At 67.9% G+C, this 12,196-nt stretch carries 9 protein-coding genes and 1 pseudogene; 3 read left to right on the forward strand and 7 right to left on the reverse strand.

The annotated features are described in order from the left end of the window. Nucleotides 1-333: 333 nt before the first annotated feature. Nucleotides 334-1,380, forward strand: a complete 1,047-nt coding sequence (locus tag JS528_RS05685; RefSeq protein ID WP_214358114.1) for a 3-isopropylmalate dehydrogenase — start codon at nt 334-336, stop codon at nt 1,378-1,380. A 436-nt stretch (nt 1,381-1,816) separates the two neighbouring features. Here the strand turns inward: JS528_RS05685 and JS528_RS05690 are convergent, their stop codons facing one another. From JS528_RS05690 to JS528_RS05720, 7 genes are all read right to left on the reverse strand, one after another. Next, entirely contained in the window at nt 1,817-4,207 is a 2,391-nt protein-coding gene (locus JS528_RS05690; protein ID WP_420838195.1) for a S9 family peptidase, read from the reverse strand. Nucleotides 4,208-4,574: 367 nt separating this feature from the next. Continuing rightward, on the reverse strand, nt 4,575-5,798 hold the full coding sequence (locus JS528_RS05695) for an App1 family protein (RefSeq protein ID WP_240541350.1): 1,224 nt from the start codon (nt 5,796-5,798) through the stop codon (nt 4,575-4,577). Next, on the reverse strand, nt 5,795-6,199 hold the full coding sequence (gene gcvH / locus JS528_RS05700; RefSeq protein ID WP_214358115.1) for a glycine cleavage system protein GcvH: 405 nt from the start codon (nt 6,197-6,199) through the stop codon (nt 5,795-5,797). Before gcvH ends, JS528_RS05695 begins: the two co-directional genes overlap by 4 nt. 43 nt (nt 6,200-6,242) lie before the next feature. Then, nucleotides 6,243-7,952 carry a L,D-transpeptidase gene (locus JS528_RS05705; RefSeq protein ID WP_214358116.1) on the reverse strand — a complete coding sequence of 570 codons (1,710 nt, stop codon included), beginning with the start codon at nt 7,950-7,952 and terminating at the stop codon, nt 6,243-6,245. 235 nt (nt 7,953-8,187) lie between these two features. Next, nucleotides 8,188-9,336 carry an NAD(+) diphosphatase gene (nudC, locus tag JS528_RS05710; protein WP_214358117.1) on the reverse strand — a complete coding sequence of 383 codons (1,149 nt, stop codon included), beginning with the start codon at nt 9,334-9,336 and terminating at the stop codon, nt 8,188-8,190. Between the two features lie 47 nt (nt 9,337-9,383). Next, nucleotides 9,384-10,223, reverse strand: coding sequence for an alpha/beta fold hydrolase (locus JS528_RS05715; RefSeq protein WP_214358118.1), 840 nt, complete (start codon nt 10,221-10,223; stop codon nt 9,384-9,386). 23 nt (nt 10,224-10,246) lie between these two features. Further along, entirely contained in the window at nt 10,247-10,873 is a 627-nt protein-coding gene (locus tag JS528_RS05720; RefSeq protein ID WP_240541351.1) for an NUDIX hydrolase family protein, read from the reverse strand. 271 nt (nt 10,874-11,144) lie between these two features. On the opposite strand from JS528_RS05720, the gene trxA reads away from it, so the two are divergent. After that, nucleotides 11,145-11,507, forward strand: a complete 363-nt coding sequence (gene trxA, locus JS528_RS05725; protein WP_214358119.1) for a thioredoxin — start codon at nt 11,145-11,147, stop codon at nt 11,505-11,507. A 164-nt stretch (nt 11,508-11,671) separates the two neighbouring features. Then, nucleotides 11,672-12,196: pseudogene (locus JS528_RS05730) on the forward strand (hypothetical protein); the annotation flags it as partial.

Raw genomic sequence — 12,196 nt, forward strand, 5'->3', positions numbered from 1 at the left:
CTCAGTCAAGCCCAGCGGCACATATTCTCGAGCAATGGGTTCATCTCGAGAAAAACGTACGCTGGGAGCAACCCGCCGTGTCTCCCGCGACGGTTCACTCAGGGAGCATCGATCCAGCCGCTATTCAGCGCATCGGATGCAGCGCATCTGCCGGGCGATGAGACGGATTCGCCCTTGGAACGACGGCATATGCCGCATGACGGATCCGGACCGCGCCCAAGTCGACATCGGCCCCATCCTACGGCCCGGCACACGCCGCCGCGCGTCCCGCCTATGTCCATCAAATGAACGGGCCGGCGGACACTCGTCGCCCCGCGGGTAACGTTCGTCTACATGACTGATAACACCGCAACGAAGAAGTACAAGATCGCCGTCATCCCCGGCGACGGTATCGGCAAGGAAGTTACCCCCTGGGCCCAGAAGGCGCTCGAGAAGGCCGCCGAGGGCGTGGCCGAGTTCGAATACGAGCACTTCGACCTGGGCGCCGAGCGCTACCTGCGCGACGGCGCGATCCTGCCCGAGGATGAGGAGGAGCGCATCAAGGCCAACGATGCGATCCTGCTGGGCGCCGTCGGCGACCCGCGCATCAAGGCCGGCATCCTCGAGCGCGGCCTGCTCCTCAAGCTCCGCTTCGACCTCGACCAGTTCGTCAACCTGCGTCCGTCCAAGCTGTACAAGGGCGTCACCTCCCCGCTCGCCAACCCCGGCGACATCGACTTCGTCGTCGTGCGCGAGGGCACCGAGGGTCTGTACTGCGGCGCCGGCGGCGCGGTCCGCCGCGACACCCCGAACGAGGTCGCGACCGAGGTGTCCATCAACACCGCGTACGGCGTCGAGCGCGTGGTGCGCTACGCCTACCAGCTGGCCATGAAGCGCCGCAAGCACATCACCCTCGTGCACAAGAAGAACGTGCTCGTCAACGCGGGCGACATGTGGCAGCGCATCGTCGACAAGGTCGGCGAGGAGTACCCGGAGGTCACGCACGACTACCAGCACATCGACGCGGCCACCATCTTCCTGGTCTCCGATCCGTCCCGCTTCGACGTGATCCTGACCGACAACCTCTTCGGCGACATCCTCACCGACGAGGCCGGCGCGGTCGTGGGCGGCGTGGGCTACTCCGCGTCCGGCTGCATCAACGCGACCGACAAGTATCCGTCCATGTTCGAGCCGATCCACGGCTCCGCCCCGGACATCGCCGGCCAGAACAAGGCCAACCCGACCGCCGCGATCCTCTCCGCCGCGATGCTGCTCGAGCACCTCGGCTTCGACGATGCCGCGAAGAAGATCCACACGGCCGTCGAGGCGGACATCGAGGAGCTCGGCTCCACCGTCCGCTCCACCGATCAGGTCGGCCAGGACATCCTCAACAGGATCTGATTCCACGACAACGGAGAAACCCCGTCGAACGTCGTCACGGCGTACGCCCGACGGGGTTTTTCGTTGCCTAGTCCGGAAAAACGTACGCCGAGCGGACGTCACCGTACGTTCGCAGGGGCCTTCCGGCCGTTCATCCGTATCAACGTACGCTGACGGCTGCTCAGCGTACGTTTATACGGGTACGGACGGGAAAAGCCACCGGCAACGTACGCCACTTGGCCATCCTTCGGCCCTGCAATCATCGATCTGCCTTCCGGCAAGACCCAACCCCGCCCGCCTATTGGCGGGACTTGACCTGCGGACGGTCCACTGGACCGTCCTTGTTTCAGGCCATCCTCCGGCCCTGCAATCATCGACTTGCCTTCCGGCAAGACCCAACCCCGCCCGCCTGCCGGCGGGACCTGGCCTGCGGACAGTCCACCGGACTGTCCTTACCTCAGGCCAGGCCCATTACGTCCAGACACCAGGCGTTTTCGTAGGAGACCTGACGCCACTGCTTGTAGCGGCCGGACGTGCCGCCGTGGCCGGCCTCGACCTCGATCTTGGCGATCGCGTCGAACCCGCGCTCCTGCATCGCGGCGAGCCACTTCAGCGGCTCCACGTACAGCACGCGCGTGTCGTTCATCGACGTGGTGATGAACACGCGCGGGAACGTCGTGTCCCTCTCGGGCAGGTTCTCGTACGGCGTGTACGACTTCATGTAGTCGTACACGTCCTTGTCGTGCAGCGGGTCGCCCCACTCGTCCCACTCGGTCACCGTCAGCGGCAGCGACGGATCGAGGATCGACGTCAGCGCGTCGACGAACGGCACGTCCGCCTCGATGCCCGCGTACGCCTCCGGCGCGATGTTCGCGATCGCGCCCATCAGCAGGCCGCCGGCCGAGCCGCCGTTGGCGACCGTCCTGCGCGGATCGGCGAGCCTCGCCTTCTGCAGCGCGCGCGTCGCGTCGACGAAGTCCTCGAACGTGTGCTTCTTGTTGAGACGACGCCCCTGCTCGTACCAGGCGCGGCCCAGCTCGCCGCCGCCACGCACGTGCGGCACGGCGTACAGCACGCCGCGATCAAGCAGACTCAGGCGCGCCACCGAGAACGACGGGTCGGACGAGATCTCGTACGCGCCGTAGCCGGTGATGAACATCGGCGCGTCCTGCACCGGGATGTCGCGGCGCCACACCAACGAGACGGGGATGCGCTCGCCGTCGCGCGCGGTGATCCACACGCGGCGCTCCATGTAGTCGCGCGGATCGAAGCCGCCCAGCACGGTCGCGCGCTTCAAAAGCCGGTCCTCGCCGGTCGCCGGGTCGAACTCGTGCAGTTCGCCCGGACGCGTGTAGCTGGTGAACGAGTAGCGCATGCGCGGCGCGTCGTACGACGGGTTGCCGCCCGTGCCGATCGAGTAGAGGCGGCGCGTCTCGCCCGGCAGATGGTCGTCGCTCGCGCCGTCCGACGACGACGTGTGGTCGGTCGGATCCGCGTGCGCGTCGAGCCACAGCTGCTCGCCGTGGTCGCCGGTGGTCTCGTTGACGTCGTCCGCGACCGTATCCCAATCGTCCTCCAGCGACGGCGGCAGCAGTTCGGTGAACCGCCACGGGCGCCCGGCGAGGAAGTCCTCGGCGGCGAGCCCCTTCGGCATGACCGCCACGCGCGGCAGACCGTCCGCACGGTAGGCCAGCGAGACGAAGTGGCGGTGGATGGCGATGCCCTCGATCCCCAGTCCGTGCAGCCCCTGCAGTATCGCCGGGTTCGCCGGGTTGACATACGCCTTGGTGATCGGCTGCTCGGAGTTCGCCACGAGGCTCTCCTGACCGTCCGGCGTGCCGACCTCGTCGCCGCGCTCGCAGCCGTACGGCGAGCCCTGCGCCACGCATACGCCCTCGCCGAGCGCGTACGGCGGCTCGTGGTCGCGCATGTCGATGACGTCGATCTCGAAGTTCGGGTTCTTCGCGTTGTGGTAGACGACGGCGAGCGGGATGTCGGCGCCGTTCTCCCCCGCGCCCTCGAAGCACGCGAAGCTCACGTCGTATTCGATGTCCGTCTGGCGCGGGATGAACGGCCGGAACTCGCCCTCGGGGCGGTCGGTCGGCAGCATGAGCACCTCGGTGGTGGTCTTCGATCCGGTGCCGATGACGATGTTGCGCTCGTCGAAGCTCAGGCCCACACCCACCCAGAAGCGCTCGTCACGCTCGCGGTAGACGCACACGTCGCTCTCGACCGGCGTGCCGACGCGGTGGCGCCACACCGCGCACGGACGCCACGCGTCGTCGAGCTCGACCCAGAACACGTACGCGCCGTCCGGGGTGAAGCAGGCGCCGCCGACGCCCTCGAACACCTCGGGCAGGTCGGCCTCGGCCGCGTGCCCGGGCTGCAGGGCGACCGGCTTGCCGAGGTCGCGCACATGGAAGTCGTAGCGTTCGTCGCCCTCGGTGTCGACGCCGTAGAGCATCCAGCGGCCGTCACGGCTCAGGTCCATGCCGCCGAGGCGGAAGAAGTCATGCCCCTCGGATTCGGCGTTCGCGTCGAAGATGACCGATTCGCCGGGCAGCGATCCGGGTTCGCCCATCGGATCGACCTGCGGCGGTGTCCAGTCGTCCTGGTCGCGCACGGGCATGCGGCACTGGACGGCGTACTGCCGGCCCTCCTGCGTGCGCGCGAAGTACCAGTAGCCGTTCATGCGCACCGGCACCGACATGTCGGTCTCCTGCACATGCGACTTGAGCTCGTCGAAGAGGGTGTCGCGCAACCCCTTGAGATGGGCGTTGCGCGTCTCGCACAGCGCGTTCTGCGCGGCCACGTAGTCGCGTGTGCGCTTCGATTCCTTGTCGCGCATCCACTCGTACGGGTCGAGGAACAGGTCGCCGTGATGCTCGCGGCGCACGTACTCCTTGACGGCCTGCGGCACGAGCGGGAGGATGGTCAGGTCGGGCGATTCCGCCTCGACGACCTCCATGCGCGCGGCCGTGGCCTCGGCCGCCCACGCCATGTCGCGGATCGATTCGAGGTGCTTCGGATCGTTGCTGTCTGCGGGCGCCGTCGTCTGGGTCGCCTCTTGCGGCTCCGTTGCCGTAGTGGTGTTCTTCTCGTCAGTCATAATCGCGATTATAGGCCGACGACGTCACCTGACCACGCGATTCGACATGTTCCGATCGCCATATGGTACGTTGCCGGCCGTAGACGTAAGGCCGCCGGACCGCGCGTCACCCGCGATCGAGGCCCGCGAGGTGCTCCTTGAGGTACGGCAGCATCGTCTTCATCAGGTTCGCGCCGGTGGTTCCGGTGAACACGGGCACGTCCGTGACGGGGGTGGGCTGGGAGGCCGTCATTCCGGCGGCCGTCAGCCCGAACGGCATCGCCTCGCGCGGGCTCAGCTGCCGGATGGCGATGGCGAGCACGCGTCCGGGATACCGGCGGACGATCGTCGCGTAGGTCGATGGGTCCTTCTGGCCGTCGTCGCCGACGAGGATGAACTTCATGTCGGGGAAATCGCCCATCAGTTGTTCGGCGAACTCGAGCTTGTGCTGCGGGCCGGACGGCACGAACGTCTTGGGGCGCGGGTCGAGGTCGCGCAGCAGCAGGGGCCCCTCGGGGAACCCGTGGTTCGCGATGAAGTGGCGGATCGAGCCCTCGACGTTCCACGGCGAGGTGGACAGATAGAAGAACGGCGCGTCGGGGAACAGGTCGGCAAGTTTAGTGAACAGCACGCTCATGCCCGGCACGGACGCCTTCTTCTCCGGATTGAGGAACAGGAGATTCCACGCGGCCTTCCACAGCACGGGCGCCTGCGTGATCATGATCGTGTCGTCGACGTCGGAGATGATGCCGACCTTCGCGCTCCTGGGGATCGTGAACAGGTTGGCGGTGACCGGCTTGCGGCCGTTGACCCGGTAGGAGACGGTATGCACGCCGGAGGAGAGCTTGTGCTCGGCGACCAGATCGAGGTAGCCGGACGTGTCGGACACCGCGTACTCGCTGTCCACCTCGGGATGCGCGTCGACCGCGTCGTAGCGCTCGGACTCACCCACCTGGACGGTCTCGAGCGGGACGTCGTCGATGCGGATCTTGACCTGCGTGTGGCGCGACGGGATGGCGAGCATGCCGCGGATGCCGCGCGTGGCGCGCCCGGACTGGCTGTGTGGGCCCGCGTAGACGGTGCGGCAGATCAGTCGGGAGTAGTCGTTCGTGCCGTACCCGACATACGGGTCGACGCGGGGGAACCAGTCGAGGTCGTGCGCGACCTTCGTCGCGGCCGTCACCCACGCGTTGAACGTGCGGGTGACGACGCGGCGCATGACGCGTTCGAGCAACGGCTGCGCCTCGATGCGTTCGCGCTTGGACGCCGCGTCGAACGTGGTGACGACGTGGTGGGCCGGGATCGGCACCGTGGGCATGTCGTCGGGCGACTGCTCCCCCTCGTTGGTCATCGGATGACCTTCAGGTATTCCTCGGCGGTGAGCAGCTCGGGCTCGTCGTCCTCGAGCTCGATCTTGAGGATCCAGCCCTCGCCGTACGGATCGGAGTTGATGACGCTCGGGTCGTCGGAGACGGCCTGGTTCACGTAGCGGATGGTGCCGGCGACCGGCGCGATCAGCGGCTCGACGGCCTTGGAGGACTCGAGCTCGAGAACCTCGTCGCCCGCCTCGACGCGCGTGCCGGGCTCGGGCAGGTCCACGTAGACCAGCTCGCCGAGCTTCTCGGCGGCGTAGTCGGTGATGCCGAGCACGGCGGGCTCGAGCGTCGTGTCGACCCACACGTGGTCGTCGGAGTATTCGAGGTGCTCGGGCACATCGAGGTTCAGCGGCTGGTCGTCAAGTTCTTCACTCATGGTTACAAGGGTAGCAAGGTCGCCGGAACGGCCGGGGAGGCCGTCAGCGCGTCGGGCTGGTGGGGTTGGAGCCCACGACCTGGACGATCGCGCCGTCGGGGATGTTGGTGTAGATCCAGTTGGCGTCGGCCTCGTACATGTTCACGCAGCCGTGCGAGCCGTGGTTGATCGGGTCGCCCGCGGCGATGGCGCTGTAGTTCCACGGCGCGGCGTGGAAGCCCTCGCCGCCGTTGAAGTACGTGACCCAGCGCACGTTCGGCGTGACGTAGTCCTCGCCGCGCATGGTCTGCGTCTGATACTTCAGATACACGTAGAACGTGCCGTTGTCGGTCTGGGTGGAGGCCTTGCCGGTGACCACGTTGAACGTCTTGATGAGGCTGCCGTTCTGGTACACCGTCACGGTCTGGGAGCTCTTGTCCACCACGAGGCGGTACTCGCTCTTCTTCTGCTTGGTGTCGTACTTGGTGACGTCCGCGGCGACCTGCACGGTGCCGCCCTGGCCCTTCTCGAGCGCAGAGACGACCTGCGTGGCGGCGGCGTCCGTGTCCTTGACGACCACGCCGTTGACGCCCTTGGTCTGCGCCTTGATGACCACGGTGCCGTTGCCGTCGACGATGTCGACCTGCGAGACCATGTCCTGATTGAGCTGCGCGGGCAGCTGCTGCTCGAGGTACTGCTTGATGGCGGTGGTGTCGTAGGAGAGCGTGATCTCGCCCTTCGACGGCTCGCCGGTCGGCTCGATCCACTTGGCGACCTCGTCGACGGGCAGCGTGAACTGCTTGGAATCGCCGTTGGTCATGACGATCTTGTTGCTCAGGCGCTGGTTGGCCTGATCGGCGGCCTGCTGGGCCGTGGCGAGGCTGATCGGCGTCTCGATGGTCTCGTCCTTGACGCTCACGGTGGCGGCCGTGCCCGGCTCGGCGACGGCGTTCCTGACGGCGGCCTGCACCTTGGCGGTCTGCGGCGTGGAGCCGGAGCGGCCCTCGGTGGCGGCGAACGCCTTCGTCTCGGCGTTGTACGCGATCGACGACGGCACGGCGCGGCCGGACTCGTCGATGAGCTTGGAGGACAGGTAGTCGCTCAGCTGGAAGTCGTTGGTGGTGGCCTTGAGCGGCACGCTCACGGTGCTCAGCGGGTTGACGCGCACGACGTCCTCGAGCAGGTTGGAGGAGGACTTCGCGTTGAGGAGGTCCTTGACCGTGGCCTCGACGTCGACGTCCACGCCGAGGTTCTCGAGCGAGGCGGTGACCTTGTTGCCGCTGGTCACGTCGTTGACGGTGATCGCGGAGTCCTTGACCGCCTTGGTGACGGTGGCGGTCAGCTCGTCGCTCGTCTGTCCGGTGACGTCGACGGCGCCGAAGTGCACGCCCGGCGCGACGCGGTCGGCGAAGTACCAGCGTGCGGTGAAGAACGCGCCGATGAGCGCGGCCAGCAGGACCGCGGCGACGATCAGCGTGATGATGAGTCCCTTGTGCGACTTCTTCTTGACGGCGATGTTCATGTCGGCGTTGATGTCGACGCCGTCCGCGGCGCCGGCCGCCTCGCCGGCGTTCGACTGGGCGCGGCCAGCCACCTGATGCGCGCCGGCGTACGTTCCGGCGGACGCGCCGCCCGCGACCCCGGCCACGCCGGGCATCGGAACGGCCATTTGGGCGGCGATCGGGGCCATGCGCTGCGTGGACTCGAAGTCGCCACGCATGGCGCCGTACTCCGGGCGCCAGTTCGACATGCGTTGCGTCTGCTCGTCAGTCATTCCCGATTCCTTAACCTCTTGACGGTCTCGTTCTCCCCGCGATGCGGCGCGACGGGGCGCGGCGCATGCGGACTGCTTCCCGACTGTACAACAACGTCATCCCAGCCGAACGGCCCGATTCCGTGAATTTCCGCGGCATTCCGCGATATTCACGGAATCGAAACACGCCTGTGACATACCTCACAGTGAAATATTTGGTTCTGATCGGTCTATTCGTGGGGTATGCACAGACGACTCACAGCTCGTGGCCGAGCCACTCCTCGATCATGTACCGGGCGATCGTGGCCTTGCCCGGCGCGCTCATGCGCCCGGAGATGACCGCCGCCATGTACTCGTCCGGCGTGACCCAGCGCGCCTCCACGGTCTCGACGTTGTCCACGCGGATGTCGGTGGTCAGGGCCTGCGCCTTGAACGCCATCATCAGGGACGCGGGGTACGGCCACGGCTGGGAGCCGAGGTACTTCACCTCGCCGAGCCGGATGCCGACCTCCTCGAGCGCCTCGCGACGGGCCGCGTGCTCGAGGTTCTCGCCGGCCTCGACGAATCCGGCCGACACCGAGTAGAGCGTCGGGTTCTTCCATGCGGCGTTGTGCTGCATGAGCGCGCGGCCCTCGGAGTCGACGATGATCGTGATGACGGCGGGCTCGACGCGCGGGAACAGCAGGCGGCGCCCGTCGGCCTCGTCGGTGCAGCGCTGCGCCCAGCCGCCGTTGGCGGTCTCGACGGGCGCGCCGCAGGTCGGGCAGTGGCGCTGTCGGTTGTGCCAGATGCTCAGGGAGATGGCGGTCGTGGCCTGTCCGGCCTCGCGGGCGGAGGCGTGCGGCGCGAAGCCGCGCAGATCCACCCAGTCGAAGCGGTCGAGCGCCTGCTCGAGCAGGCTCTTGCGGACGCGCGACGCGGGGCCGGCCGGGGTCTCGTCGAACGCGGCGTCGGCGCCCTGCCCGCCGTCGGACGCGCCCGAGCGGCCGGCCGTGCTGCCGCGCGACGACCCGTCCGTGCCGTCGTCCACGCCGAACGAGGCGGGGCGCGCGGTCACGCGCGTGATGTCGACGGCGACGACGTGCTCGTCGCGGCGTCCGCCGTAGCTGCCGAGGAACATCGCGACGGCCTCGGGGTTCCTCCCGAGTTCGGCGGCCATGTACGCGCCGGGCAGCGTGGCGAGGCGCATCTTGACGTTCTCGTAGTCGGCGAGTTCGCCCTGGCCGCGCGGCACGGCGATCAGGCCGTTGCGCGTGAGGATCACCTTGGTGGCGGGCTCGGCGAGGGTGCGTTCGATGAGTCCCGGCTCGGTGCGGCGCTCGGTCTGGTAGTCGATGTCGCCCTGCGCGAGCGGCAGGAACGGCAGCGCCTGCGTCAGCGCGAGCGGATTGAACGAAATGCTCATATGATGTACTGCTTCCTGAAGTTCCGGTTTGTTCCGGCTGGTTGCCGTCAGACGCGCCCGACGAGGTCGACGAGGGCGCGCGCGACGGTATCCGGGTGCTCGACGGCGCTGAAGTGGCCGCAGTCGGGGATCGCGGTGAAGACCGCGTTGTCGCCGATGCGCTCGGCGAGCGGGCCCATCACGGACGGGTTGCTGGTCGGATCGAGCTCGCCCGAGATGACCGCGACCGGCACGTCCATCGTCTCCGGCACGCCGGCGAGCTCCGGGCGGCCGTACGTCATGCGCTGACGCCACGCGAGGCCGGCCGGGTTCTGGTCGTTGATCCATGCGGTCATCTGGTCGATGAACGGCTGCCCCTTCTTGACGGTGGAGTCGCCGTCGGACGGCCTGGCGAAGTGCATCACCGGCTCGACGCTGTTCGTCGCCTCGCAGGCGTTCGACGTCTCGAGGCGCGGCTCGCCGCCGATGCCGTCGGACGCGGCCATCGTGTCGCACAGGGCGATCGCGGCGACGGCCTCCGGATGCAGGCGGTACAGATCGGTCACGAGATAGCCGCCCATCGACAGGCCGGCCCACACGGCCCGGTCGTGGCCGGCCGCGTGGAGCAGGGCGACGTACGACTCGGCCATGCGGTCGAGCGCGTCCGGATACGAGCCGTTAGCGGCGCGACGGCCGGACTCCCGGTCGCTCGGCGCGGGCGATTCGCCGGAGCCGGGCATGTCCGGCGCCCAGATCGGGAAGGGCCTCAGGCCCTCCTCGTCGGCGAGCGCGGCGATGCGCCTCGCGCACTCGGTCCACATGCGCCCGTCCACCGGGTACGCGTTGACCAGCACGAGCGGCGTCCCCTCGCCCTCGCGCAGGATGCGGTTATGGATGGTGAAAGTCATGTGATTGAGATCCTCTCTATGCGCTATGCGTTTGCCCAGGCCAGGGCCCTGCGGACGATGCGGTCGTGGCCGTTGGACATCTGGGACAGGAACTTGTCGAGCATGTCGGAATGGGGATCGACCCATTCGACGTCGAGCGTCTCGTCCTGCGGACGGCAGTCGCCCGCGATCGGCACGACGTAGCACAGCGCGATCGCGTGCTGGCGCGGATCGAAGTATTCGGACAGTCCCGGCGTCGGGAAGAACTCGGCGACGGTGAACGGCTGGAGGTTGAGCGGCAGGATCGGCAGGGCGATGTCGCCCAGATCCTTGGCGACGTTGCGGGCGATGGCCTCGCGCAGCGTCTCGTGGAACAGCACGCGTCCGGAGATCAGCGCGCGCTCGACCGAGCCGTCCTCGGTGACGCGCAGCAGGGAGCCGACCTGGGCGATGCGGCCGAACTCGTCGGCGCGCACCGGCACGATCTCCACGTACGCGATCGGCATCTGGCTGCGCGCGCGGTTGATGTCCGCGGGGTCGAGCCATCCGGGCGGGTTGCCGTGGCCGGAGCCGCGGATGAAGTCCTCCGGAGTCACATGGTCGAATTCACCGCGCGGGCGGTCGGCGTCGAAGTCGCCCTCGTCGGGCACCTCATCATTCATCACTGGCATGCGTCCCATTATCGCGCGCTCACGTGACGGTCCGCGCATCCGCCCCCAACCGTCCACAACGTGGACCGGGCGTTTCGCGGGGCGTCGCGCGGGACCGGCGGGGTCCGGGGCGCACGGGGAATCATCTGTCGGCGCAAGCCCTTGCCTTTGTTGCCCCATGCTGGTTTGCTGGTGTGCAAGGTGTGCGCACGGGGACCGCGCGCCGCACACGACCACGACGCAAACCCGCGTATGCGCGACGCATGCGCACGTATATATAAAGGAGCCTCACATGGCGACAACCACCCTCACCTCGGCCGAGTTCGAGAAGACCATCAACGACAACGAGATCGTGTTCGTCGATTTCTGGGCCACCTGGTGCGGCCCCTGCAAGGCGTTCGGCCCGATCTTCGAGGCCGCCAGCGAGCAGGAGGACAACAAGGGCATCGTCTTCGCGAAGGTCGATATCGACCAGAACCAGGACCTCGCCGCGGCCGCCGGCATCCAGGCCGTGCCGACGCTGATGATCGCCAAGCAGGGCCAGATCATCTTCCAGCAGGCCGGCGCGCTGCGCGCCGAGGACCTCGACGACCTGATCGCCCAGGCCAAGGCCCTCGACCTCGCCGCCGCCCAGGCCGCGCAGCAGCAGGCCTGAGTTCACCCCGGGCCGCCCCGGGCCGGCGCACGCGCGGCCCGATGACCACACGTCCCCCCGCGGATACGATTCCCCGCGTGGGGACGTTTTGTTACGGGCGTCCCCATATCCCCGCTCTTCGACTATGATGATGCGCAGCGAATCGTAGGGGGTAGATGGAGAACATGACGAACCCGAAGAACCAGCGCGACCAACGCAATCAGCGCGCCAAGTCCGACCATGCCGCGGACAACATCCCGAATCCGAACGACAAGCCGCATCTCGACAGCGGCCTCGACCCGAACAACGTGACGATCAACGGCGTCTCGCTGCTCAACCCGCAGGGCGAGGACAACGACTGGGACATCCCGGCGCTCTCGTTCCCGACCATCGACGAGCACGGCGTCGCCCCGTCGTCCGAGGAGCTGAAGCATTCGCTCGCGTTCCCGAGCGTGCCGGCCGACGCGGCGAACCGCGCGCCGAGCATGCACGTCGCCGGCGAACCGCGCGTGGTGCCGAGCACCCCGCACACGCCGGCGGACAACCCCGATACGCAGGTGGCGCCTCCCGCTCCCCCGGCGCCGGGTCTGCGCCACGCCATGCCGGACAAGCCCGGCGTGCCCGCGCCCAAGCCTCCCGTCTTCCCTGTCTCTTATACCCATCCCCGAGCCCACCAGCCCCGCCGCCATATCGTATGCCTTCTTTTTCTT

It is taken from the genome of Bifidobacterium santillanense (assembly GCF_018555385.1).
In the GTDB taxonomy this organism is placed as follows: domain Bacteria; phylum Actinomycetota; class Actinomycetes; order Actinomycetales; family Bifidobacteriaceae; genus Bifidobacterium; species Bifidobacterium santillanense.